Raw genomic sequence first — 25,172 nt, 5'->3', positions numbered from 1 at the left:
GCTGGCGATATCGGACTATTCCGGATGGGCCAGACCACGCAACAAGATACCTGGAGCGAAGGGGGACTTCTGCTTGTTCCTGTTCAGCTCTCAGGAGGCCGGAGTCCCGCCAACACCCTGCGCCGCACGGATAATTCCGTGCCCGACTTCGCCGAAATCATGACGGCCAGATCTTCCACGCCAGTGTTCGCCACTAGCTCCTGTAGTTCCTTTTCGCCGAGTGGGAACTCGTCATAGTGATTCAGGCAGCGCATGTCACTTGTGCAGTGGATCTCATGGGTTGCACCGAGTATTTCCTTGGCGTAGACCCCGTAGAGAATCATTTCAGAGAAATGTAGCTCCCGGCCCACCGCGGTGGCCCAGCCGAGTCCTGTTACTGACTCGATCCGGGCCAACATCTCCCGGACAACCGCAGGACTCCAAGCACACGGGCAACATACATAGTCCGGAAGGAGGGTGGCCTCTGCGGCCGGTAGTCCGAGCAGCCGCCTGGCGGCCGTGTGCCACAGTCGGTGGCGGGGTAATGTCTCGTCCACGGCGTCAGGCACCTCGAATAGCTCCAAAACACCCTTGGGTGAGTATGAACCCTCATCGATCGGCCGGATCAGGACAATGTCGGAGTCAACCAGGAGCACTACATCGGTTTCCATAGCGGCTGCAGCCGCGAGCTTCACGATTTGCTGTGCAATCCAACCGCGCACGGGCGGCACTGGGCGGCGGAGGTTCACCCAAGCATTAACCCCTGGGATGCTGACCATGGTGCGGGGCAGGTAATCCCTGACATCCTCGATGAACGTCCGCGGTCCGGCCAGCCGCCGGAAGGCTTCAACGTCGGCCGCCGGCACAATAATGTGGTGTTCCACATCGACGCCTGTATAGCGCATAACGGAATTGTGGAGGTCGGCACACAACTCGAAATCCGGTGCATAGCTCGGGGTAATAAGGGCAATGGACTGTGGCTGGGAAGGGATCATGTCAGCATTTCCTCTGATGTCAGGCGGCCGGTGCTGGGGTTGCGCAAAGTTTGAGAAAATCGCAGGCTCTGGCCTCCCACGTGTGTCGTTTGGAGAACTCCCTGCGGGCGGCGTTTGCACGCTCATCATGACGTTCCGCCAGCACCTGCGTTACGTTGCGAGCAAAGTCGGCGGAGGTAACCCCTACCTTCACATGAGGGGTGTTCAACCAACGTGCTGCGGGCATATCGGATGACACAACGCCTACTCCGGCGGATAAGTACTCAAGGGTTTTCAGGGGAAAGCTCGCGCGATTAAACGCGGTGTCAGTGTACGGAGTCATGCCCACACCGAAGGTGGCAATTCTGTTGGCCACTTCGTCAGGTGGGAGGAGTCCGTGCCACGTCACATTGGGGGAGGAAAGGAACGTGTCCATGCGTACTCGAAATGCGGGATCCCGTTCGGCCCGAGGCCCGATCACAGCAATCTGAGTGCCCGTATTCCGCACAGCCTCAAGGACGTCCAGGTCAAGGCGTTCGTTCAGTTGCCCCACCAGTCCTGCGATGGCTTGCCGAGGGCTTGGTATGCCAGCAACAGGCGTGGGGCCCCCATTGGGGATAACGCTGAACACCGGGCAGGGTAGGCCTTGGGCGGCCACAGCCGATCCGAAGCCCGCCAGGTAACTCAGCCGATTTCCAATTTGCTCCGACACCGTGGCAACGCTGTGGGCTCGACGCAGGTTGGATACGAGCACACTTTGGACTGCCGCCCTGGAGAAGCCCATGAGATCTGAACCGTCAATCCAATCGTCGGTTGCATACAGGATTCTTCGTCCCGGCACGCCGCGAGGAAATCTGGCTAACGGAAAGGCGACGACTACCGCGGTCGGCGCTGTGCCGATGTTTTTCAAGGCCTGTTCAACGGCCCGTTCCAACAAGTGCGCTGTGACGTGTCGGATGCCTGGCCGCGTCACTCCGGGTAACGCGGGAACTCGGACACGGAGCACATTGGCGGACACGCGCTCAGGGAGGCGTCTGCTCGCGGTGACCAACTGCTTCAATGCCCGGAGATCCATTGCAGGAAGGGGCGGATCAACCCACAGAACGTGATGATCCGGGGGCAACGCCTCTACTAGCCGTTTATCTGTGCCAGACACCGAGTCCCAGTTGGTGCCGGCGATCCAGACGATGGTCTTCTCATGCATTCGATGCTCCGAAGGACGAATCTTCCATGGTCCGCTGACCAGTGAGAGGGCGGGCGTTGAAATCATCCGAGGCCTCCCGCCCCGTAAGGCGAGAAATGAGCCGCCGGCTCTCATGGCTCAGGAACCGACCTGTGGCAACGAAGTTGTCAACGAACTCGTTCTGAGGCAGGGGTGCGGTCGCCAATGCGTCGGCGTAAATCGCCAACTGTGCGGCTGCAGCCCCGTGTAAGGAGAATCTGTCACGGACCACGCGGAGGCCGAAGGCGCCGAGCTCCTCCCGTAGCCGCGTTGCTGGCAGCAGTTCCTGGAGAAGCCGGGCAAGTTCCCGAGCGCCGGCGCTCGGATCATTCCCGACGCCATACCAGCCCTGCCAAAGAAAGGTAGACAGCGACGAGGGTGTCAGCAGTGACCAGAAGCCGCACTCACCCTGGACAACCAAAGGTTTGGCGAATGACATTGCCCGAAGAGCTGAGCCGCCCATCCCTAAGCAAACGTCAGCGATGTCATACGCCGGACGCGGATCGCTGAGTTCGCCCGTCAGGATGATGGTCTGGCGACCCGTACGCGCGTTAAGCTCCCCCGCGCGCCTCGAAACTTCATCACGGGCGGGGCCATCCCCGGCGATGAGCAAAGAAATCTTGAAGGTGGACGAAAGACTACCCACGGCCTCCATCGCTGTGAGAATTCCTTCGAGTTTCAGCTGATGGGCGAGACGGGACACTATGGTCACGAGGTAGGTATCCTGCCCAAGACCCCAGCTGCGCCTGAACTCAGACTGCCCGAGCTGCAGGCCAGGCCGGTTTGCTTCGGTGTCCACTGGAGGTTCCAGCACCGAAACGCGCGCGCGTCCAAGAGCTCCCTCTGCCTCGGCAATCAACTGCGTGCCTACGGCGATGGGAAGATGCTTGGGTATAAATGGCGCCACACTCATGGACATCACAGTGGAAACTGCGACAGTCGATTTCAGTCTCCTGGCCGCCAGGTAACACTCCAAGGCCGGGGGCCATTCATAACCGTGAAGGACATCAAGGCCCCGGTGTTCAGCCATGGCGGCCAGGGCGCGAACCGCTGCTGCCGCTGGGCGCCGTCTAAGTTCGGGGGCCGGCACGAATTCCAACCCTAATTCGGTGGCGGTCGCCACGAGCGGGCCAGGCCGTCCGAATATGATCATTTCATGGCCCATGCGCTGCAATTCAGCGGCAACCTCGATGGCGTTTATTTGGCTTCCGCCGATGCCCAAGTCGTGGGGGTAGACCAGAACCTTCATCGCGTACTCACCTTCACACAAGTTCCTTGGATTCCGACGATCTGGCCAGGCCGACCGCTCGCAGGACCTGGACGTCGCCGCGGCGGGCGTACGTCAACAACGCTGTGATGCCGAGGGTGAGAGTGCCGGAGACGGGGAGGCACCAGAACGAGTCCTGCATGCCGTTGGCTATGCCATAGGAAAGCAGGCCCGTGGCGATGGCGGCGACCGCCGGCCACCGGATTGCTGTGAGAATCCTCCGAAGGCTAACGCCGGAACCGGACAGGATCCGGGCGTAGAGCGGGAGGATAACGCACCCGCTCACCACTGTCTGAGCTGCTGCGAGACCGGGCAAACCGTTCCAGGCTGCCCCCGCCGCCAGCGCCGGAATCAACGCCAGTAGGCAGCCGGCCTGGACCATCAGTACTGTGCCGGACTTGCCTTGTACCACCAGGTAGTCATAGGAGAGATCGCAAAAGACCTTGCACATTCCGGCGATGACGAGCCAGGACAAGGCAGCCGCGGCGGGCAGCCAGGCCTGCCCGTAGACCCAGCCCACCAGCGGGACCGCACTTCCGGCCAGCCAGAAGATAGGCGGCAACGCTACAGCGGTGAGCACGGCCACCATGGACACCATGACGTCGTTCATCCCGGCCTTGTCATGCTGCAGCGCTGAGAATGCGGCTGGAGCGACACGTCTTAGTGGCTGTGCCAAAAGACTGACCGGCCAACTTGAAAGATTGAAGGCAAGCACATAAAGCCCCAGCGCGGTGGATCCCAAAATGGTTCCAGCCGTGAGTTGATCGGCGTAACCGATCGCGAAAAAGATGATGCTCGTACCCGCCAGCGGCAATCCGAACCGAAGCAGGGGACCTAACAGGGATCGATCCACTCCAAGCCGGTACGGCAGGGGCGATGCGGCCAGGAACATTGCTCCCGATATGAGGCTGCCTGCGACCCGTCCAACAGCGAGGGCCATTGCCCCCATCCCGGCCAAGGCCAGAATCACGGACAGTGTTGCTCCAACCCAGACGTTGACCTGGTCAATACCTAGCCGCGTCTTCTCCCGGAACTCCCGTTGAAGGAGGGCTGCAGGTGAGGCCACCACTCCATTGATGAAGACACTCAATATGAGCACCCGCACCACGTCGGTCGCCTCAGTGTCACCCATGGCGGCCGTGAAAACGGGAGCGGCGAAGAAGGCGGCGGCGCAGAACACTGCGCTGCCAATAATGGAAATCGTGTTGACCGTCGGTACTATTTTCGCGGGATCCACGGGCCACCTGACGATGGCAAGGGACACTCCCAGTTCATTGAAGCTCAGGACCGCCATCAGCGCCACAAGTGCGATGGCAAAGGTCCCGAACGACTCTGGCCCCAGCACGCGGGCGAGCAGGATACCGATGCCCAATGTTCCAAGCCGTGACATTGCCGTGTTCAGCAGGCTCCAACCAAAGGCATTAGATGCCCCGACGGCGGCCCTTGACTTCGTCATGATTTCTCCAGGGCGTCCCGCAGCGTCCCAACAACCCGTTCCTGCTGCGCCTCCGTGATATGCGGAAACAGGGGAAGGGAAAGGATGCGTCCGGCAGCCGATTCGGCCACTGGGAACGAGCCTTCACGCATTCCCGAGCCGGCGTAGGCGCCGCTGAGGTGTACCGGCACCGGGTAGTGGACCCCGGCTTGTATTCCCGCGGATTGAAGGGCGGCGAGCACGGCATCCCGGTCAGGAACACGTACAACGTACAGGTGCCAGACATCCACATTGCCGGGAGCTTCCTGTGGAACCTGAACGCCCGGCACGTCAGCGAGCAGCTGACTGTACTGTTCAGCTGCCGCCCGCCGCATCAGGTTCCATGCTTGGAGTTTCGCGAGTTTCGCACGAAGCACCACCGCCTGGACGGCGTCCAGGCGTGAGTTAAACCCGACGACGTCGTGCTCGTACTTGCGCAAGCTCCCGTGGGAGCTGAGCGTCCGCACCCGGGCCGCCACGCCGTCGTCGTCCGTCAGCACCGCACCGGCGTCGCCGGCGGCTCCCAAGTTCTTCCCCGGGTAGAAACTCGTACCGGCAGCAACTCCAAGAGTGCCGGCGGCGCGGCCGAACCGTGTGGCCCCCTGCGACTGTGCGGCGTCTTCGACGATCACGGCTCCGCAGGCCGCCGCAATAGGAGTGAGCCGCTCCACGAAGGCCGTCTGGCCGAAAAGATGCACCGGCACAATGGCCCGCGTACGTGGCGTGACGGCGGCGGCTACGGCCTCGGGGTCAATCAGCAAATACTCAGGATCGACGTCAACCGGCACCGGGACCGCTCCAATTCGGCTCGCCGCCTCCGCCGTGGCGATGAAAGTGTTCGCTGGAAGGATGACCTCGTCGCCGGCCGCAACGCCGGACGCCCGCAGCGCCAGCTCCAGCGCATCGGTACCATTGGCCACGCCCACACAGTGGCGGGCGCCCAGGAATTCGGCATATGCCGTCTCAAACTCTGCCACGGCCGGCCCACCGATGAAGGCCGCTTGGCGGAAGACCTCCGCGAGCTCTTCCATTACCTCCGTGTTCACGTCGGCCTGCTGCGCCACCAAGTCCACCAGGGGGATGGCAGTTTCAGCCCGGACCGGCTGTGCCGGGTTCATTGTCCACTCCCGATGCAGAAGGCTTCCCGGTCGATTGCATGGGCCGGGACACCCACCCAGGTCTCGCCGTCGGGCACGTTGCTGAGCACCGCAGCGCCCATCCCCACTGTGGCGTAGGCGCCCACCGACGTCCGTTCCCGGACGCTGGAATTCATCCCGAGGTATGCCGCCCGGCCAATCCGGACGCCGCCGCCCAGGGACGCTCCGGCGGCGAAAGTCGCGAAGTCCGCCACGTCGTCGTCGTGCGTGAACGTCACCGACGGCATGGCCACCACGTGCGAGCCGAGGGTGACAGAGGCTGTCAGCGTGACGTTGCGCAACAGGATGCTGCCCCTGCCGATCCGGCACCCCTCCGGGTACTGCACGGTCGGGTCGATCGCGGTGGCGTACCTCGCCTCGTGCAGCCCCATGACGCTGAGCCTGTCCACCACCATTTCCCGCGACTTTCCGGAGCCCAGGCAGACCAGGATGAAGGCGTGCGTGTACTTGTACGCGTCGTCGATGGTTCCGAGCACGGGCGCCCCGTCGACGGTGACGCCTGCCATTTCCTTGTCGTCATCAAGCAGGCCTACGACGTCGTATTGACCGCTGCTGCGCACCATGGCCAAAACTTCACGGGCCAGGCCACTGGCTGCGATCAGAATCAGTTCACTCACGTTCCCACTCCCTTTGCGGCAGCCTGGATCGTGTTGATGATGCGGTTCATGCTGACGGCGTCCAGCTCGTGGAATACGGGCAGGATGAGGGTCCGGTCCGTCATTCGCTCAGTCTGCCGCAGCCCCGCATTGCCGTTGTCGCGCCCGCGGTACGCGGGTTGGCGGTGGGCGGCCATTATGCCACGTCTGGCCGAAATGCCTGCATCCGCGAGCCGGGACAACAGGCCATCACGGCTGGTTGCAAAAGCGGGCAGCACCTCAACCCAGCAGGACTGGAAATTAGTGGTGCCATAGGGGGGATCAGACACGAACCGCAGGCCCTTGACCCCTGCCAGCCCGGCAACGTACGCGGCCGCTATTTCCCGCCGCCGCTCCACTATCCGTGCAAGCCGGCGCAGCTGTACCATCCCGACAGCAGCCTGCAGGTCGGTCATCCGGTAGTTGAAGCCGATTTCGAGATAGACCTCCGGCGGCGCCAGCAGTGAACCGTGCCGGTCAGTCGCGGAGACACTCATTGAATGTTCCCGAAGTGTCCGGGCACGCGCAGCCCAGTCAGCGCGCTGCGTGGTGAGCATCCCGCCTTCCCCGGTGGTGAGGATTTTGCGGGGATGGAATGACCAGACGGTCACGTCTGCCCCGGTGCCCACCGGCCGGCCCTTATATTGGGACCCCACGGCGCAGGCGGCGTCCTCGATAATCGTAATTTCGTGCCGGTCGCAGAGTTCGCGGATGGGATCCAGGTCTACCGGCACGCCGCCCTGGTCAACGACGATGACGGCGCGTGTGTCCAGCGTCAGGGCCGCGTGGATGGTCTCTGCAGTCACGTTGCCAGTGGCAGGGTCGACATCGCAGAAGACGGGACGGGCCCCCACGTACGTCACGGCGTTGGCAGTGGCAATGAACGACAGCGACGGCACCACCACGTCATCTCCGGGACCGATGCCGGCAACCACCAGGGCGAGATGCAGGGCTGTGGTGCAGCTGGAGGTCGCGACGGCGTGATGGACTTCCTGCGAGGCACCGAAGGCCGCCTCAAATTCCTTGACCTTGGGCCCCTGGGCCACCCAGCCGGAGGCCACCACCTCCGCCAGTGCCTGAGCTTCTTCGTCACCGAGCCACGGCTTCATGACGTTGATCCGGGCAACGGTTGCTTCTGAAGTCATCGGACACCAACTTTCCTGCTCGCGGCAATTTCTTCCCGCAGTGGCTTCCACCAGCTGACGAGTTCGCGAAGTCCTTCTTCGAGTTCCACCTCTGCTTTGAATCCCAGGTCCTGCCGCGCGGCCGTTGTGTCGGCAAGCCTCCGGACCACGCCGTTGACCAGGCGGTCCGGGCCGTGTTCCACTTTCAGGTCCGAGCCCATGACCCGCAGCAGCGCCTGCGCCATTTCCAGCAGGCTGGTCTCGGTTCCGCTGGCGACGTTGTAGACCCCCTGGGTTGCGTCGCTGGCGGCAGCCTGCACGTTGGCCCGGGCCACGTCAGCGGTGAAGACGAAGTCCATGGTCTGCAGGCCGTCCCCGAAGATCAGCGGAGGTTTGCCGTCCATGATCCTTTCCATCCACCGGACCAGGACCTCGGTGTAGAGGCCATGGACATCCATGCGCGGTCCGTAGACGTTGAAATAACGCAGCATCACGTAGTCCAGGCCCGTCATGGCGTGGAAGCTCCGGGCCATACCTTCGTTGAACGACTTGGCGGCGCCATAAAAGGTGTCGTTATTGGCATGGTGGTGACGTTCAGTGGTGGGAAATTCCTCCGCCATGCCATAGACCGAGGCGCTGGAGGCTGCGATGAGCTTCTCCACCTTGTGCTCCGCGGCGGCCTCCAGGATGTTGAATGTCCCGTCCACCATCACTTCGAGGGCGAGTCGAGGTTCCTCGGCGCATTGCGTGATCCGGATGGCTGCCTGATGGAACACCAGGTCCTTACCTTTGGTGAGGTCGTGAACCAGATCGCGGTTGCCGATGTCTCCGTGGATCAGTTCAACCTGGCCGCTTTCCAGCGCCCGCTCAAGGTTGCCAAGCCGGCCGCGGACAAGATTGTCCAGCACGTCAATCCGGTTCACCCCGGCGTCCAGGAGGGCATCCACCAGCGTTGAACCGATAGTTCCTGCCCCCCCGGTCACCAGGACGTTGGCCCCCCGGAGCTCGCTCACAGCGTGCTCCCCAGCTGCACACCGGCGCCGGCCAGCTCGTACCCTGCCACGGGCGCGGACTGTCCGTCCATGCTCAGGCTGTGCGTCACTGCTTCCAGTACGGACAGGACCCGCAGGCCGGACGCACCACCCGTACGGGCCTCCCGCTTGTTCCGGATACAAGAGGCCAGTTCCTCCACCACTTGGCCCAGGGCCTCCCTCTCGGGAAGCGCCGGCGACCAGGTGTCACCGAGGCGGTAGGAGATTGCCGATGCCTTTTTTTCCCCCGCCGATTTAGCCTGCCGGTCAAGGCTGACACCCCGGTCGTAAACGCTGAGTCGCTGCTGCGGGTTCAGGTCGTCCCACACGAGGGTCCGCAACGATCCGCCGATCACCATTTGCCGGATTTTGGTCGGGCTCAGCCAGTTCACGTTGACGTGGGCTGTGGCGTCGTTGGGAAGCTTGAAATTCAGGTGCCCCACGCAATCGCGTCCCGTACCCAGTGGATCCGCGCCAAACGCGGAAACTTCGGCAGGGTTCAGGCCGCCGGGAAGCACAAAGTCCAGTATCGCCAGATCGTGCGGCGCCAGGTCCCAGAACACATCCACATCGGGTTGGACGAGTCCGAGATTGATTCTGATGGAGTCAACGAACAGGATTTCGCCCAAGGAGCCTTCCTGTACCAGTTCCTGCATCTTGAGAACTGCCGGCGTGTAACAGTATGTGTGGTCCGCCATCAGCACCAAGCCATTCGCCTCGGCCTCCGCAACCATCTCCAGCCCGTGGGCACGGCTGTCCGCGAGCGGCTTTTCCACCAGCACATGCTTGCCGGCGCGCAGCGCCGTCATGACGGTCCCGTAATGGGTGCGGGCTGGCGTGGCGATCGCTACGGCGTCCACGTCAAGGGTGTCCAGGAGTTCGTCAAGGGATTCGACGACGGGAATGTCACCCAGCGACGCGGCCAGCTTTGCTGCCCGTGCGATGTCCAGATCGCAGATCGCCACCAGATCCCAATCGGGGCTGGCCTGCAGGTTGCGGGCGAGATTCGGCCCCCAATATCCAGCTCCGACGACGGCGATCTTCAGTTTCGGCGTCGGCTGCCTATGGGTGGGGACGTGGAACGGATTGGAGAAGGTTCGCATGTCACTTCCTTTCCAGGGAGAGGTTTTTAATAGGCGCCGGAGGGCTTGATGACTGCGCGGAAAGTCCGCCACAAGATGAGCAGGTCGCCGGCGATGGACCAGTTCTCGACGTAATAGAGGTCCAGCCGCACTGCCTCTTCCCAAGCAAGATCTGAGCGGCCGTTGATCTGCCAGAGGCCGGTGATGCCCGGCTTAATGAGCAGTCGCCGGTGCGTGTGGTGTTCGTAGCCGCTGACTTCGCGGTCCAGTGGCGGGCGCGGTCCCACCATGCTCATGTTGCCGAGAACAACATTCCAGAGCTGGGGGAGCTCATCGAGCGAGTACTTGCGCATCCAGCGGCCGCAGCGCGTGACCCGGGGGTCATCACGGAGCTTGAACAGCAGGCCGGCGCCTTCATTGCGTTGGTCCAGTGCCGCCAGGCGGGCTTCGGCGTCCACCACCATTGACCGGAACTTGAACATTCCGAACGGATGGCCGTCCTTGCCCACCCTGTCCTGGCGGAAAAGTACCGGCCCGGGGCTGTCCACCCGGACGATTATGGCCAGCACCAGAAGCAGTGGCGACAGCGCCAGGAGGGCACCGAGCGCCATCGCCACATCCACCGCCCGCTTGAGCACATGCTTTGCACCCGAGTACTGCGGAATGTCCACGTGCATCAGGGGCAGGCCTTCCACCGGCCGCCAATGGATGCGGGGACCCGCAACGTTTGTCAGCGTGGCCGCAAGGACCATTTCCGCGCCGCATTCCTCCAGCTTCCAGCCGAGCTCACGGATGAATCTGTTGCCGCCTGGCAGCGGGCCAGCCACGATAACCGAATCCGCGTCCGACAGACGCACTGTCCGGGCGATGTCATCAGTGGAGGAAAGGACAGGAATTTGCCAGCCGTCGACGCGCAGCTTTCCCCCGCGCCGGGCACCGGGAAGGCAGACTCCCAGAATCTTGTAGACCGGACCTGACTTCTTGGCCACCTGTTGCACCACGTAGCGGACGTCCTCCGGTTCACCCACGACGACGGCCCTGGAGAGGTGGCGGCCGCGGGCTTTTTCCTGGGTCAGCCGGCGTCGGAACGCCCAGCGGTTTCCGGTCAGGGCTATCAGCCCAAGCGGCAGGGAGACCGTAAGGAAGGCAGTTCCGCCATGAACGGAAAAGAGGACGGCGGCGATAGCCATCAGCCCGAAGATCCGCAGGCTCGCCGAGGCGACCCGCTTGTACTCGTCAGCCCCGACGCCGAGGACTTTAGAGTCCCGCGTCCGGTAGATCTCCAGCGCCATGAGCCACAGCAACATGACGGTGGCGGCAGTAAGGAAGCCGCCCTTGGCACTTTCAATCCCAGGAACAAATCCCACGCTGGACAGGAGGTCGCCGACCCACACGGCGCCCGCAACCACGAGCGTGTCGGTTGCCCGGAGGAGGTTGATGTGCGTGGAGATCCACGCGGCGCCCGCTTTGCGGCCAGGCGATACCGGGACGGCAATTGGCGGCAGCAGAAGCCGGGTTCCTGCGGTTTCTGCCGCCGCCAACCGCGCTGTTGCATTCCGCTGTGCAGCAGCGGAGGCAACGGGCCAGTCAAAACCTGCTCGCCGGGTCGGGGCGACTGGAATTTCCACCATGATGACCCCTTCCCGAAGTGTGCGTTGTTTGCTCTGACCGTGATGCAAAATTAGCCCGGGACCGGCGGTTGTTCCCGGGAAAAGCGGGGGGTATGTGGGTGCAGGAAGGTAACACTGCGGAAACTGCGGGTACCTGCACAGGGGGCAGAAAAACCTAGACGACGGGCAAGACGTATGGTTCCCGGGAGGCGGCCTCTTTGGCAGCGGCCAGAGCCGTCAGCTGCGCCCGCGACTCCACTCCGAGCTTGCGGTAGATGGCCGTAAGGCGCACCTCCACGGTCCGGATGGAGACGAACAGTGTGGCAGCGATTTCCTTGTTGCGCATGCCGCGGGCCACCATCTGCGCCAGGGCACGTTCGTGGTCGGCGAGCATCAGCAAGGCCGGGTTGCGAGGCGCGCGCGCCGGCTCCGCCCGTTCGTCAAGCAGGAGCGAATCAACGTGCTGCGTCCAGGCGTCGGCCCCGGCTTCGTCGAACATCACCTTTGCGCGCAACAGCCCGTCCCTGGCATCCCGCAGCCGGCCCAGGGCGCCCAGCCGCTCCGCGTAGCACAGCAATGTCCGGGCACGTTCCAGCAGCGAATCGTGGCCATTCCGGCTCTCCAGCGCCTGGTTAAACAGTTGAAGCGACTGCTCGCCGTCCGCGAGCATCGCGCGGCTGCGGGCTACAGCCATCAGCAACCAAGGGGACCTCAGCCCGACAGCGCGGCTCTCAAGCCGGTAGAGGGCCTGGGTGGCTTCGCGGTGCCGCCCCAGCCGGATCAGAACCTCCACGAGATCCGCTTCGCAGCGGAGCAGTGTGGGATTGGCGAACCTCGTGCCAATCTCTGCGGCGCGGGACAGTTGGGCGCAGGACTCAGCCAGGTTGCCGCGCATCAGCGCGAAGTGACCTTGGCAGGCAGCCAGCTGGGCAGTGATGGCAGGGTGGCTGTCCGCCCCGGAGAAATGGTGGGCATCAGCAACATAGAGCTGTGCCAGTGCCTCATCACCCAGCGAGTGTGCCCGCCACACCCGGAAGATGTGCCGCATCCCGCGATGGTATTTGGTCTCGGGCTCGGTGAGTTCAAGGTCCTCGATGAGGCGGATGGCCATTCGAACGTTCCCCGCCCGGATCTCGTTGTCCACAGCGAGGTATGCTGCCGTCTCGCGCCAGTTGATGTTGCTGGCTCCCACAGAACTTCGCACCATAGCGAAAGCTTCCCGGGCAAGTTCGTGGTGCTCGGCATAGGTCAGAGCGCGGCCCTGCACCAACAGGCTGGCCACTGTGCCGCCGCCGTCGTGCGTGCGGCCGTGACGCTCCGTGTTTCCCCTGATTGCCTCGATCAGGAGTTTGGCGCGGTCGGCCACTGCGAGGCAGTCCGTGGAGGCGGCCTCCCGGAACCCTTCGGCGTGGTGGAGCAGACTGACAGCGTCGTCCAGCTCCCACCGCTCGGCGTAATGGAGCGAACTGACGGACAGCAGAGTGGCCGCGTAAGCGGGGTCATGCTGGCCGAACTCCTTGACCAGGCGCAGCACCATGCTCGATCGCACAGCGGCGCCCTGAATGAACTGGATTCCAAAGGCGAGCCCCGTCAGCCGAAGAATAAGGGCCGGGTTGCGGGTCACCCTTCGCGCCCAGTCCAGGTATCGCTTGGCGTAGACGAATTCCCCCCTGTTGAACAGCAGCTCGGCCACGGTGGTGAGCCGCGCCGCCGTCTCGGCTTCCCAGGGATTGATCGTCAGCGCGCGCTCGATGTACTCCACGGCGAAGGCCACTTCACCGGCACGGATCAGGTCGACTGCGAACCGGAGGAGTCCGAAAGGAGTTTGGCGTTCCAGCGCGCTGAAGCTCAGGTGCCACCTGCGGGCGTACGGGTCGCTCTCGCCGGCAGCCTCCGCCAGGGCACGGTGCGCGGCGGTGCGGACCGACGGCGTCATGGCGGCGAAAACATACCCTCGCAGGAGCTGGTCCTGAATGCGCAGGTGCGGACCGGACCTGTGCACCATGCCGTTCGCCAACAGTTCGTCCATGCCGGTCCACAGCTCGCTGTGCACCTTTTCCAGGGTGGCAATGTCGCTTCGGCAGGACAGCGACATCAGGTCAAGGGCTTGCCGGGCAGCCGGAGTGAGTGCCCCCACCGTCGCGGCGAACTCCGATTCAAAGCTTCCTTTGCAGGGCAGGGGAATGGGGAGCGCATACTTCCCTTCGGCGTGGCGTTCCAATAGGCACGTGTAAAGCTCGACGGCGGCCAGCGGGTTTCCCTGGGTTGCCGCGGCTACAGCGTGGACCGCCGTCGTCGCAGTCTGCCGCGCAGGAATCGACTCCAGCATCCGGACAGTGTCGTTGTAGTTCAGGGCCTTCAGATGCAGGGCAGGGAGGCTGCCGAACGGGCTGTCCGGCGCCTCATCCCGGACACTGGCGAAGAGCGCTATGTCTGTTCCGGCCAGGCGCCGGGCGAGGAACCCGATGACAGCCTGGCTGCTGGGGTCCAGCTGGTCGGCATCGTCGATGACGACGATGGTGCGTGCGGAGGAGCGCTGATGAAGCCCATTGAGAAGCATCGTGGCCACGGTGGCGACGTCCATGGCGCCGGCCGAGTGCCGCAGCAGTTCGTCGGCGAACCGGCCTAGGACCGGATCGTCGATTCCGTTTAGCAGCGCAGTGAGGCCGGAGAGGGGCCAATCGGACTCGGATGCGCTCGCCCGCAGGAAAACGGTCCGGTGTTCCGAAAGTCGCGGAATCTCGGCCAGCAGCGCCGACTTACCCGTTCCCCGACGCCCTACAACCGTGAGGGCTGATTCCTTCGGACCCCGGATCACCGCGAGGATCCGGTCCAGCTCCTTGTTTCGGCCAATTAACGACATGAAGTCCCCAATCATTAAGAAGGAGACCTGCAGCTACTCTGCACTTCACTTGCGACAAAGCCCGTCCAGCCAGCTGCTTGACTGTGCGGGCCCAACTTCACGGTTACCCAGCCGATGGATGCAACTTAGCCCGCGAAGACTCGGACGCACCACAGTATTCGTCGGGATAATCGAACTAGGTACTCTACCTAGGCCTACTCATATGGCCTGCAGCCCGCACCCCACGGTGCAGGGTTTTCCACATAGCGGCACTCCGGCTTACGCTCCGGGTTCAGGGGCGCCTAGCCTTGAGTCAAGCCCTTGAGTCAAGTGCGAAATCGCCTATCCGTTCCAAATGCACTAAGATATTGAAGTCTGTGCTGTGCCCTGCCTCCGTTCCGTTGGCCGGGCCCGCACGGCATCGCAAATGAACCTCCTGTTACGGAAATGCCGTAACCGCTTAGCCCAAAGGAGGTGGGTTCACATATGCGTCCTTACGAATTGATGGTAATCATCGACCCCGAGGTCGAAGAGCGTACCGTTGAGCCGTCGCTTCAGAAGTTCCTGAACGTCATCACCAACGATGGTGGAACCATCGAAAAGGTTGACATCTGGGGCCGTCGTCGACTGGCTTACGAAATCAAGAAGAAGTCCGAAGGAATCTACGCCGTGGTGAACTTCACCGCCAAGCCGGAAACCGCCAAGGAACTTGACCGCCAGCTGTCTCTTAACGAGACCATCATGCGCACCAAGATCACCCGCCCCGAAGAGCAGAAGGTCGTTGCTGAGTAATTTCAGCTCCGATTTTCATTCTTCACCCCGCAGGATCGAATTCTTCACCCAGGATCGAACAAGGAGGCAGTAGATGGCAGGCGAAACCACCATTACGGTCATCGGTAATCTCACCAATGACCCGGAATTGCGGTTCACACCGTCAGGTTCGGCAGTAGCGAACTTCACCATCGCTTCCACCCCACGCACCTTTGACCGCCAGTCCAATGAGTGGAAGGACGGGGAAACCCTGTTCCTCCGCGCTGCGGTGTGGCGTGAAGCGGCTGAGAACGTCGCCGAGTCCCTGACCAAGGGCATGCGCGTGATCGTTTCCGGCCGTTTGAAGAGCCGTTCCTACGAAACAAAAGAAGGCGAAAAGCGCACCGTTATTGAGCTCGAAGTCGATGAAATCGGCCCGAGCCTGCGCTACGCCAACGCCAAGGTCAACCGCACCCAGCGCTCCGGCGGTCAGGGTGGTCAGGGTGGCTTCGGCGGCGGCAACAGCGGCGGTGGCTTCGGAGGGGGCAACTCTGGTGGAAACCAGGGCGGCAACTCCGGCGGCTTCGGTGGCGGCAACCAGCAGGCTGCACAGGAGGATCCCTGGGCAACGCCCGGTGTATCCAACGCAGGCGGCGGCTGGGGCAACGGCCCCGATTCCGAACCTCCCTTCTAAACCAATCATTTAGGCCCGACGCCGGGACCGCCGAAAGTGCCACAAGGCACCTGACGCGACTGCCGCCGTCGGACCACCACCATCCCGTGGATCAACATCCACGGGCTCCATAGAATAGGAGCTCCACGATGGCTAAGGCTGAACTCCGTAAGCCCAAACCAAAGTCCAACCCCTTGAAGGCTGCTGACATCACTGTCATCGACTACAAGGACGTAGCATTGCTGCGCAAGTTCATCTCCGACCGCGGAAAGATCCGCGCCCGTCGCGTCACTGGCGTCACGGTGCAGGAACAGCGCAAAATCGCCCAGGCAATCAAGAACGCCCGCGAAGTTGCACTGCTGCCCTACTCCGGCGCTGGCCGCGGCTAAGGAAGGGACTGACTAACATGGCAAAGCTCATTCTGACCCACGAAGTAACCGGTCTCGGTGCCGCTGGCGACGTTGTCGAGGTCAAGGACGGTTACGCACGTAACTACCTGCTGCCCCGCAACTTCGCCCTGACCTGGTCGAAGGGTGGCGAGAAGCAGGTTGAGTCCATCAAGGCTGCCCGCGCGGCCCGCGAGCACGCTTCCTTGGAAGATGCTCAGAAGCAGGCCGCTGCACTCTCCTCCAAGCCGGTCAAGCTCGTCGTCAAGGCTGGCGAGACCGGACGCCTGTTCGGCACCGTCAAGCAGGCCGACGTCGCCGACGCTGTTGAGGCCGCTGGCCTTGGCAAGATCGACAAGCGCAAGGTTGAACTGCCGGCACACATCAAGTCGGTTGGTTCCTACCAGGCCAACGTCCGCCTCCACGCTGACGTTGCCGCTGTGATTGAACTCAACGTAGTAGCAGGCAAGTAGTCATTACGGCTATGCGGTCCTGAACTGCACGAAAACCCCCGTTGCCGTCACTGGCAGCGGGGGTTTTCTGTGTCTTCGACCCCGTGTTGCCTTGTCAGGGACCGGGATGTCAGGGGCTGTGGAGGACTGTGGTCACGTGTCCGTAGCCGGCCCTGATCAGTTCGGCCAGCACCCCCTCGTCCACGTCCTCGAGCTTGTTCACGTAAAGGCAGCCCGCGCCGGTCTTGTGTTTTCCGAGCCGGGCTAGCAGTTCAGCGGCCTCCGGCCCGTAGGTCAGCCCGTAAAGCGAGAGGCTGGACTTCCGGGGCGAGAAGCCCACGGCGGCTGCATCGCCTTCCCTGCCGCTCCCGTATTTGTAGTGGTACTGCCCGAAACCCACGATGGTCGGTCCCCACATTTCGGCCTCTTCGCCGGTGATCTCCTTCATCATTTCGAGCAGCCGCAGGCCGTCCCGGTGCCGGACCGGATGTTCCACTGCTGCAAGGAATTCGTCCACTGACGCGCCGGTTACCTGGGTCTTGTTCTCAGCCATGACGGAAGTCTGGCAGAGCCCGTTCACTTGTCAGGCACGCCGCTCCGGGTGATAGCCTGCGGCGGTGAGCCAGAACCGTTCCCCCGCGCCCCGCCGTCGTCCGTTCACCCAAATGGACGTTTTCACGGACGAACCGTACCGGGGCAATCCGCTCGCGGTGGTTGTTGAGGCCGCGGACCTCTCCACAGAGCAGATGCAGCAGTTCGCCAACTGGACCAATCTCTCAGAGACCGCATTCCTGCTGCCGCCCACACATCCCGAAGCCGACTACCGGGTCCGCATCTTCACCGCCCACGAGGAGTTCCCTTTTGCCGGGCATCCCACCCTGGGATCCGCGCAGGCATGGCTGGACGCCGGCGGCATACCAAAGCAGGACGGCGTGCTGGTCCAGGAATGCGGGGCAGGCCTGGTCCGCGTGAAGCGCGACGCCGGTCGTTTGGCGTTCGCTGCGCCGCCGCTGACGCGCTCCGGCCCGGTGGCCGAGACGGACATGGCACAAATCGCGGAGGGCCTCCGCCTGCCCCGCCGCGAGCTGCTGGACGGCGCCTGGTTGGTCAACGGCCCCGAATGGACTGGTGTGCTCCTGGCGTCCGCCGGGCAGGTGCTGGGAATCAGGCCGGACTTCGCGGCACTGGGTGACCTGAAAGTTGGGGTGATCGGACCCCACGCCGCGGACGCGGAGGCGGACTTCGAAGTGCGCACCTTCATCCCCGGTGACGCTGCAGCCGAGGACCCCGTCACGGGCAGCTTCAACGCCGGCGCCGCGCAATGGCTGATCGGCAGTGGCCGCGCACCGTCGTCGTACGTGGCCGCGCAGGGTACGGCACTGGGCCGGACAGGTCGGATCCATGTGGACGCTGAGGGCGGCGACATCTGGGTGGGCGGGAGTTCCGCCGCGCGCATCAGTGGAACGGTACTGCTCTAGCCAGGGCGGAATAAACGGGGGACCCCTCCAGTTACCTTGATACATGCAAACACATGTAGCGTTGTTTTGTACCGAACCTGAGGAGTCCATGGTGGAAACCCGCCGCATCACTGTACTGTCCGCCGGCCTGGGCGTGCCGTCCTCGAGCCGGCTGCTCGCTGACCAGCTCGCTGCCGCCGCAGAGCACGAGCTAACGGATGCGGGCTACCAGGTGACGGTGGACGTCGTTGAGCTCCGCGACTTCGCGGTGGACATCGCGAACAACTTCGTCACCGGCTACGCGGCTCCCCGCCTTGCCGACGTCATCGCCGGCGTGGAGGCCTCGGATGGCATCATCGCGGTGAGCCCTGTGTTCAGCGCGTCCTACAGCGGCCTGTTCAAATCCTTTATCGACGTCCTGGACCCCAAATCCCTGGAGGGTAAGGCAGTTCTGCCGGGCGCTACCGGCGGCACCGACAGGCACCAGATGGTTCTGGAGTACGCCATGCGGCCACTGTTCAGCTACCTTCGGACCCGAATGACCGCCACGGCAGTATTCGCCGGCCCCCAGGATTGGGGAAACACCGACGACGGCGCCTCGCCCCTCTCCGACCGGGTGCAGCGGGCGGCGTCGGAGTTCGCCGCACTCCTGAAGGGTGCGCAGCCGGGCAGGAAGCCGGCGGTGGCGGAAACCCTGCCGTTTGAGCAGCTGCTGGCGGGCATCTCGGGCGGAAGGTAGCAGCCGCGCCTCCGCGCGATTGGTCTCCGTGGCCGAATTCACGGCAGCCACGAGAAGGAAAGTGGCGGCCTGTCCGGCGTCTAATCGTCCAGGAGGGCGATGAATTCGCGGGCCTGCTTCAGGGAAATGTCGGAGTGCTTGGTGAGCGCCGTTGCCGCGCCCTCGATGTCGCCGCTGCGGGCCAGCGTGCGGATCCGCCCGTAGATTTCATCGTTGAGCATGTTGCTGCTGACCTCCCGTGTGACGTCGCCCTTGCTGGCAATGGCGCGGTAGCGGTACGGGAATCGCTGGGGTGTGTCGTCGTCGGCCTCGAGGTCCGCAGCCTGGGGCTGCGGACCTCGGTAGGGCTGGGGATGCGCGGCCAGGGCCCCTACGGCGTCCCGGGAGGCCCGCAGGCCATCCCCTGTGGACTCGTAGTAGAACTTGATGGCCGCCATCGCCTGCCCCTGTGCAATCAGCGCATACAGCCTCTGGTGCTGCTCTTCGTTAAGCTTGGCGGCGGCCTGCCGGGCCAACTCGGACGCGTCCGGTGCCGGGACGGTACCGGGCTCCCTGGCGGACGCCTGCCTCTTGCCGATTGCGCGGGCTGCCAGTGCAACGCCGGCGGCCACAACCGCAAGGATAATAACGGGGATCACGAGCGATTCCATTTCTAAAGCCGATCTATGTACTTCTTGGCGGTGGCCAGGTCGGTGTGGGTTGCTTGGCGCAGGAGCTTGATGGCCTGGATCTTGTGCCCATCGCGAACCATCGTCTGGAGCTGCATGGCAAGCTGCGGATCGAACAGGCCGCCAGGCAGCGAATGGCCGTGGGCTGCGGCGCCTGCCCCGGAGTGGGACAGCAGTGCGGCGCGGGCGTGATCCTCTTGCTGCGACTGCTGCTGTTCGTTCTGGCTGGGGCGCGTATTCGCTTCGAGCCGGGCGCGCACGGCAGTTGCCAACCGCACTTGCTCGGCGTAGTGGGCAGCCGAACGCCTGGCGAGGTCCTGCTGATACTTCTCGGCATCGGAGGTCCCGGCGTCGCGCGGCCTCAGCGCCGTTGTGAGCGTCCATAGGACTGCCACCAGGATTCCGGCCGGCAGTAACACCATCAGTATGTCGCCCATGCTTAGAGCTTATGCCAGATGGCCGTTATCCACAGCACATTCCTACGGCTGCATACAGCGGATCTACCCTGCGGTCAAAAATTTGGGCGAACTGTAAGTTTCATCACCAAGGCGACATCAATCCCCGCTCGCTGACCCACAGAACCGTCCAATTTTCAACCTCGCCGGGGTCCAAGCTGTGGATGAAGGTTTCGCAAAAGAATATTTAGTCCACATGCGCTGATCAATGTTTGTGCAGGTCAGGGAGGCAATGCGCGATAAAGATTTTTTGTTTCCACAGGCTCATGCACAGGCTGTGCACAAGCTATGCCCCGTAGTGCACAGGTTATCCACAGGCTGCGACGACGGCTGGCTTGGAGGCTGGAGCGGGGGCGGCTACCGTTGCGGGATACCTGTATTTGGGAGCGATGGAAAGCGTCGCCGGCAGGTGGCGCCACTGATCCGGGCTTTCCTTTTCGGGGGCTGAGCACTCTGTGGATAACCTGTGGATTGTGGGGATAACTCCCGCGCGCCCGGCCGCCGAGTCCACCTGGAGCGGGGCGGCCTACGTTGTCAGTGGCCGCTGGTAGACCTGAATGTAAGCCGTCCTGTTGAGCTTCAACAGGACGGCCCACGGCAGGATAAATGGCTTACGTGCCGCTGATCGCGGCACACAACGGAGGACGGCAGCTTTGTCAGTAACGCACCTGGACTCGATCGAGGGTACCCGCGGATCGGAAACGAGCCGCAAGCCTCCCCAGGACATCCCGGCAGAACAGTCCGTGCTTGGCGGCATGATGCTGTCCAAGGATGCCATTGCTGACGTAGTGGAAATCCTCCGCGGCCAGGACTTCTACAGGCCCGCGCACGAGACCATTTATGAAGCGATCATCGATCTTTACGGCCGGGGCGAGCCTGCCGACGCCGTGACTGTCTCGGACGAACTGACCAAGCGCGCAGAGATCAACCGAATCGGCGGACCCGCCTACCTGCACGAGCTCATTCAGACTGTCCCTACGGCCGCCAACGCCGGATACTACGCCGAGATTGTGGCCGAGCGCGCCGTCCTTCGCAGGCTGGTCAATGCGGGCACTAAGATCGTCCAACTGGGCTACGGTTCGGACGGCGAGGTGGAGGACCTGGTCAACCAGGCGCAGGCCGAGGTCTACGCCGTCGCTGAACGCCGCACCGCCGAGGACTACGTTGTCCTCAAGGACGTCATGGAATCCACGGTTGACGAGATCGAGGCCTCCGGACACCGCGGCGAAGGAATGACCGGTGTGCCCACGGGATTCTACGAGCTGGATGAGCTCACCCACGGCCTGCACCCGGGCCAGATGATCGTCATCGCCGCCCGCCCCGCGGTCGGTAAGTCCACGTTCGCCCTGGACTTCGCCCGGTCGGCAGCCATCAAGAACAACCTGGCCACGGTGATGTTCTCGCTCGAAATGGGCCGGAACGAGATCGCCATGCGTCTCCTGTCCGCCGAAGCGACCATCGGCCTCCAAGACCTGCGCAAGGGCACCATCAAGGACGAGCAGTGGTCCAAGATCGCCACCACCATGGGCCGGATGAACGATGCCCCGCTGTTCATTGATGACAGCCCCAACATGTCGCTGATGGAAATCAGGGCAAAATGCCGCCGCCTCAAGCAGCAGCACGACCTCAAACTGGTGATCCTGGACTACCTTCAGCTCATGAGCTCGGGCAAGAAAGTGGAATCACGCCAGCAGGAAGTCTCTGAGTTCTCCCGTGCGCTCAAACTCCTGGCCAAGGAGCTCCAGGTGCCGGTCATTGCCTTGTCACAGCTCAACCGTGGTTCCGAGCAGCGCCAGGACAAGCGGCCCATGGTCTCGGACCTCCGTGAATCAGGCTCCATCGAGCAGGACGCCGACATGGTGATCCTGCTGCACCGCGAAGACGTCTATGACAAGGAGTCACCCCGCGCCGGCGAGGCTGACATCCTGATCGCCAAGCACCGTAACGGTCCCACCAAGGATATTGTGGTTGCCTTCCAGGGCCACTATTCCCGCTTCGCCAACATGGCGGCGGATGCTGGCGGCGGAGGCGGCTTCTAGGCCTGGTTCTGCCCGGAACCGGCGCCTTGGCCCTGCTGCTGCTGCAGCAGGTGGTTGGGCAGCCGGTTTCCCGGCGCCGTCCCGCGGATCTCCAGCAGTTCACGCGCATGGGCGTGCAGGCGTTTGTCCTCGTCCGTCACCGGCACCCACGGTGGAACGGGCACTGAGTTGCCGTCGGCGTCGCGCGCCACCATCACGGTGAGGCAATAGGTGGTGAGGTTGAGTTCGCCGCCCTTGGGATCTCCCGAGCGGACGTGTACGGCGATGTGCATACCTTTCGTCCCCGTGTAGACCAGCCTGGCTTCGACTTCCACCACGTGCCCGATCAGCAGCGGCCGGTAGAAGCGGACGCCGCCGGAGAACACCGCTACCGTGTCCTTCCCGCAATAGCGCGAGGCGCAGACGTAGGCGGCTTCATCGATCCACTTCATCACGATGCCGCCGTGGACCTTGCCTCCCCAGTTCACATCCGTGGGGGCTGCCATGAACCGCAGCGTCACACGTTCCGCGGTTCCGGCGTCGGTGTATTCCTGGGCGTTCATGGCTTCAACGATCTGTTCGCGGATCCTGACCCGCGCCAAGGCGTGGTCGCGCTCTTCAATTTCCGCTGGTGTCACCGGTTCGAACTGCTTGACGGGGATGGGCTTGCCGTCGTCGCCCACCGCCACGAAGATCACCATGCACTGGCTGCGCATTGTGGCTCGGCCACCCTTGGGATCGCCCGATGAAACCACCGTGCGGATGTGCATGGAGGAACGGCCGGTGTACACGATGGTGGCTTCCACCTCCACCATGTCGCCGCTGTTCACTGGGTCCGCAAAATGAATGTTCCCCACGTAGGCCGTGACGCAGTATGACTTGGCCCAACCCACCGCGGCGGCGTAGGCGGCCTTGTCCACCCATTCGAGGACGGTGCCGGCATCAACTGAACCGCTGTGGCCCACGTCAGTGGGGGCTGCCAGGAAGCGCAGGGTGACGGAATTTGCCGCGGTCTCAGTCATGCTGCCCACATTAGAGCGTGCGCCCCCTCCGCCCCACTTGTGACGCATCCATCCCAGCCGGAACGCTCTCTCACTTAATGGGCTTAAATACGACACGCTCTCTCACTTTCCTGAAGAAAGTGAGAGAGCGTGTCGGGAAAACCCACATTAAGTGAGAGAGCGTCGGGGGGTGGGGGGAGTGCGGGAATGGAGATGCTGGTGGGGGAATGCGGGGGGAATGCTTGGGGTGTTTTAGGCGAGGACTGCCAGTTTGTTGTTCATGCGGCCGAACAGTGCGCGGTCCACTGAAATGCGGCCGGCGCCGGTGAGGGCCAGGGCCAAGGCGGCGGCACCCAGGAGCAGTACGAGTTCGTACCCGCCCTTGTCGGCGTAAACGCCTGCGGCGGCGTGCACCAGGATGAGCGCGCCGACCATGTCCAGTGCGAGCAGGGCCGCAACAACGCGGGTGAGTACGCCCAGGATGAGGGCGATGCCACCGGCCAGTTCGAGGCCTGCGACCAAGGGTGCGGTCAGGTTGGCTGCGGGAACGCCCATCTGTGCAAAGGCGGCTTGGGTTCCGGCGATGGTCCACTCGTTGAACTTCTGGAAGCCGTGGGCGGCGAAGAGGAAGCCAAGGGCGACGCGCAGGATGGTCAGGGCGGTGGTGGTCAGGCGTGACTGGTTCATGATTCGAGTGTCCCGTACGATTGGTTGAAGTGTCAACCAATTTGGGGATTTTGTGTTCTTTGTCATGACTCGGGGCGTCACGGAAGCCCAGCGCCAATACCAGGCCCGCCGTTAAGCTGGCAGTGTGCCGAACCAATCCTCCGTTGCTGCCGTGGTGCGCCCCGCCAGCCCCGCCCGGGAGATTCTGCGGCTTGCGGTCCCCGCGTTTGGTGCGCTGATCGCCGAGCCGCTCTTCCTGCTCGCCGATTCGGCCATCGTGGGACATTTGGGTGTTGCCCAGTTGGCTGGAGTGGGGCTTGCCTCCGCGGTGCTGCACACCGCCGTCGGCCTGATGATCTTCCTCGCCTACTCCACTACCCCTGCCGTGGCCCGGGCAATGGGCCACGGCCAGTTGGCCAAGGCCCTGGCAGCGGGGCGCGACGGCGTCTGGCTGGCTTTGCTGCTGGGTATTGTCTTGGCGGTGGCTGGGTTTTGGGCCGCCGAACCGCTGGTAACGCTGATGGGGGCGGACGGCGACGTTCGGACCTTCGCCGTGGACTACCTGCGCTGGTCCATGCCCGGCCTGGTGGCGATGTTGCTGATCTTTGCCGGGACGGGCGTCCTCCGTGGGCTTCAGGACACCAGGACTCCGTTGGTGGTGGCCACGGCCGGGTTTGCCCTGAACATCCTGCTGAATCTGTGGCTGGTCTACGGCCTCGGCTGGTCGGTAGCCGGCTCGGCGATCGGCACCAGTGCGGCGCAGTGGGCCATGGCTGCCGTTTACCTGGTGATGGTCCAGCGGAATGCGGCCAGGCATGGGGTCAGTCTGATGCCCGACTGGCGCGGCATCCGGGCAATGACCCGCGTTGGGTCCTGGCTGATGCTCCGCACGCTGAGCCTGCGCGTCGCCATCCTGGCCACGGTCTTTGTAGTCACGGGCCAGGGTGCCGTCAACCTCGCGGCACACCAGCTGGCCATGACCATTTTCTCCTTCCTCGCTTTTGCCCTCGATGCCCTCGCGATCGCCGCGCAGGCCCTGATCGGCAAGGAACTGGGCGCTTCAAACCCGGCGAACGCGCGCCGGCTGACACACACGATGATTCGCTGGGGCACCGGATTCGGCGTTATAACCGGGGCGCTGCTGGCCGTCGCTGCACCGTGGGCAGGAGCGCTGTTCACCTCTGACGCCGGCGTCCAGTCCGCCCTGATGTACGCCTTGTGGATCCTTGCGGCCGGTCAGCCCATCGCCGGCTACGTTTTTGTCCTGGACGGCGTCCTGATCGGAGCGGGCGACGCCAAGTACCTGGCGCTGGCGGGGGTTGCGAACCTCGCCGTCTATGCCCCGATGCTGGTGGCCGTGGCTGTAGCCGGCGGATCCGCGCAGGCAAGGCTCGCATGGTTGTGGGCGGCTTTTGCCGTCGGCTACATGGCCGCCCGGGCCGTGACGCTGGGCCTTCGCGCGCGGTCGGACCGCTGGATGGTGCTGGGTTCGCCATAGGACCCGCGCCCA

General features: G+C 63.5%; 24 protein-coding genes. 8 read left to right on the top strand and 16 right to left on the bottom strand.

All coding sequences use genetic code 11. From position 1 onward, the window contains the following. Positions 1-83: 83 nt before the first annotated feature. The 11 genes from AC1MCD_RS19915 to AC1MCD_RS19865 all read right to left on the bottom strand — a co-directional run bounded on the left by AC1MCD_RS19915 (position 84) and on the right by AC1MCD_RS19865 (position 14,418). Complete coding sequence (locus AC1MCD_RS19915) at positions 84-974, bottom strand: DUF6492 family protein (protein WP_498674587.1); 891 nt, start codon at positions 972-974, stop codon at positions 84-86. A gap of 19 nt (positions 975-993) precedes the next feature. Continuing rightward, entirely contained in the window at positions 994-2,157 is a 1,164-nt protein-coding gene (locus AC1MCD_RS19910) for a glycosyltransferase family protein (RefSeq protein WP_498674585.1), read from the bottom strand. Further along, entirely contained in the window at positions 2,150-3,424 is a 1,275-nt protein-coding gene (locus tag AC1MCD_RS19905) for a glycosyltransferase (RefSeq protein ID WP_498674584.1), read from the bottom strand. Before AC1MCD_RS19905 ends, AC1MCD_RS19910 begins: the two co-directional genes overlap by 8 nt. 13 nt (positions 3,425-3,437) lie before the next feature. After that, positions 3,438-4,898, bottom strand: a complete 1,461-nt coding sequence (locus AC1MCD_RS19900; protein ID WP_498674582.1) for an oligosaccharide flippase family protein — start codon at positions 4,896-4,898, stop codon at positions 3,438-3,440. After that, a complete protein-coding gene (locus tag AC1MCD_RS19895; protein WP_498674580.1) occupies positions 4,895-6,034 on the bottom strand; it encodes a DegT/DnrJ/EryC1/StrS family aminotransferase in 1,140 nt (379 codons plus the stop codon). The genes AC1MCD_RS19900 and AC1MCD_RS19895 overlap by 4 nt, the downstream gene beginning before the upstream one ends. Next, the gene (locus AC1MCD_RS19890) at positions 6,031-6,690 is read right to left on the bottom strand and encodes an acetyltransferase (protein ID WP_498674577.1); all 660 of its coding nucleotides are present in this window, start codon (positions 6,688-6,690) and stop codon (positions 6,031-6,033) included. The genes AC1MCD_RS19895 and AC1MCD_RS19890 overlap by 4 nt, the downstream gene beginning before the upstream one ends. Further along, positions 6,687-7,853 (bottom strand): DegT/DnrJ/EryC1/StrS family aminotransferase, encoded by a 1,167-nt coding sequence (locus AC1MCD_RS19885; protein WP_498674575.1) that lies wholly within the window; start codon positions 7,851-7,853, stop codon positions 6,687-6,689. Before AC1MCD_RS19885 ends, AC1MCD_RS19890 begins: the two co-directional genes overlap by 4 nt. Further along, positions 7,850-8,845, bottom strand: a complete 996-nt coding sequence (locus AC1MCD_RS19880; protein WP_498674574.1) for an NAD-dependent epimerase/dehydratase family protein — start codon at positions 8,843-8,845, stop codon at positions 7,850-7,852. Before AC1MCD_RS19880 ends, AC1MCD_RS19885 begins: the two co-directional genes overlap by 4 nt. After that, entirely contained in the window at positions 8,842-9,966 is a 1,125-nt protein-coding gene (locus tag AC1MCD_RS19875; protein WP_498674572.1) for a Gfo/Idh/MocA family protein, read from the bottom strand. The genes AC1MCD_RS19880 and AC1MCD_RS19875 overlap by 4 nt, the downstream gene beginning before the upstream one ends. 26 nt (positions 9,967-9,992) lie before the next feature. Then, positions 9,993-11,576: a sugar transferase gene (locus tag AC1MCD_RS19870; protein ID WP_498674570.1), complete on the bottom strand. Its 1,584-nt coding sequence runs from the start codon at positions 11,574-11,576 to the stop codon at positions 9,993-9,995. 154 nt (positions 11,577-11,730) lie between these two features. Beyond that, entirely contained in the window at positions 11,731-14,418 is a 2,688-nt protein-coding gene (locus AC1MCD_RS19865; protein ID WP_498674567.1) for a helix-turn-helix transcriptional regulator, read from the bottom strand. 465 nt (positions 14,419-14,883) lie between these two features. On the opposite strand from AC1MCD_RS19865, the gene rpsF reads away from it, so the two are divergent. The 4 genes from rpsF (at position 14,884) to rplI (ending at position 16,679) form a co-directional block, all read left to right on the top strand. After that, positions 14,884-15,189 (top strand): 30S ribosomal protein S6, encoded by a 306-nt coding sequence (gene rpsF, locus AC1MCD_RS19860; RefSeq protein ID WP_013602900.1) that lies wholly within the window; start codon positions 14,884-14,886, stop codon positions 15,187-15,189. A gap of 73 nt (positions 15,190-15,262) precedes the next feature. After that, positions 15,263-15,841, top strand: a complete 579-nt coding sequence (locus AC1MCD_RS19855) for a single-stranded DNA-binding protein (RefSeq protein WP_498674564.1) — start codon at positions 15,263-15,265, stop codon at positions 15,839-15,841. A 128-nt stretch (positions 15,842-15,969) separates the two neighbouring features. Beyond that, positions 15,970-16,209: a 30S ribosomal protein S18 gene (gene rpsR / locus AC1MCD_RS19850; protein ID WP_003800144.1), complete on the top strand. Its 240-nt coding sequence runs from the start codon at positions 15,970-15,972 to the stop codon at positions 16,207-16,209. 17 nt (positions 16,210-16,226) lie between these two features. Then, positions 16,227-16,679, top strand: coding sequence for a 50S ribosomal protein L9 (gene rplI, locus AC1MCD_RS19845; RefSeq protein ID WP_498674562.1), 453 nt, complete (start codon positions 16,227-16,229; stop codon positions 16,677-16,679). A 109-nt stretch (positions 16,680-16,788) separates the two neighbouring features. Here rplI and AC1MCD_RS19840 read toward each other — a convergent pair whose 3' ends face one another. Continuing rightward, the gene (locus AC1MCD_RS19840) at positions 16,789-17,211 is read right to left on the bottom strand and encodes a DUF1801 domain-containing protein (RefSeq protein WP_498674560.1); all 423 of its coding nucleotides are present in this window, start codon (positions 17,209-17,211) and stop codon (positions 16,789-16,791) included. A gap of 112 nt (positions 17,212-17,323) precedes the next feature. Here AC1MCD_RS19840 and AC1MCD_RS19835 point away from each other — a divergent pair, with 112 nt between their 5' ends. Then, positions 17,324-18,136, top strand: a complete 813-nt coding sequence (locus AC1MCD_RS19835; protein ID WP_498678439.1) for a PhzF family phenazine biosynthesis protein — start codon at positions 17,324-17,326, stop codon at positions 18,134-18,136. A 91-nt stretch (positions 18,137-18,227) separates the two neighbouring features. Next, the gene (locus AC1MCD_RS19830; RefSeq protein WP_498678437.1) at positions 18,228-18,854 is read left to right on the top strand and encodes an FMN reductase; all 627 of its coding nucleotides are present in this window, start codon (positions 18,228-18,230) and stop codon (positions 18,852-18,854) included. 80 nt (positions 18,855-18,934) lie between these two features. Here AC1MCD_RS19830 and AC1MCD_RS19825 read toward each other — a convergent pair whose 3' ends face one another. Both AC1MCD_RS19825 and AC1MCD_RS19820 read right to left on the bottom strand, forming a co-directional pair. Further along, a complete protein-coding gene (locus AC1MCD_RS19825; RefSeq protein WP_498674558.1) occupies positions 18,935-19,504 on the bottom strand; it encodes a hypothetical protein in 570 nt (189 codons plus the stop codon). 2 nt (positions 19,505-19,506) lie between these two features. Next, positions 19,507-19,959, bottom strand: coding sequence for a hypothetical protein (locus AC1MCD_RS19820; protein WP_498674556.1), 453 nt, complete (start codon positions 19,957-19,959; stop codon positions 19,507-19,509). Positions 19,960-20,630: 671 nt separating this feature from the next. On the opposite strand from AC1MCD_RS19820, the gene dnaB reads away from it, so the two are divergent. Then, entirely contained in the window at positions 20,631-22,016 is a 1,386-nt protein-coding gene (gene dnaB / locus AC1MCD_RS19815; RefSeq protein ID WP_498674554.1) for a replicative DNA helicase, read from the top strand. Here the strand turns inward: dnaB and AC1MCD_RS19810 are convergent. Both AC1MCD_RS19810 and AC1MCD_RS19805 read right to left on the bottom strand, forming a co-directional pair. Continuing rightward, entirely contained in the window at positions 22,013-23,017 is a 1,005-nt protein-coding gene (locus AC1MCD_RS19810; protein ID WP_498674552.1) for an acyl-CoA thioesterase, read from the bottom strand. The genes dnaB and AC1MCD_RS19810 overlap by 4 nt on opposite strands. A 231-nt stretch (positions 23,018-23,248) precedes the next feature. Continuing rightward, complete coding sequence (locus AC1MCD_RS19805) at positions 23,249-23,683, bottom strand: DoxX family protein (protein WP_498674550.1); 435 nt, start codon at positions 23,681-23,683, stop codon at positions 23,249-23,251. Positions 23,684-23,807: 124 nt separating this feature from the next. Here AC1MCD_RS19805 and AC1MCD_RS19800 point away from each other — a divergent pair, with 124 nt between their 5' ends. Further along, complete coding sequence (locus tag AC1MCD_RS19800) at positions 23,808-25,160, top strand: MATE family efflux transporter (protein WP_498674548.1); 1,353 nt, start codon at positions 23,808-23,810, stop codon at positions 25,158-25,160. Positions 25,161-25,172: the final 12 nt, after the last annotated feature.

The sequence above is a fragment of the Arthrobacter sp. BF1 genome, from assembly GCF_056680215.1.
The sequence above is the reverse complement of the archived record's forward strand: the minus strand, read 5'-3'. Positions and strand labels throughout refer to the sequence as shown.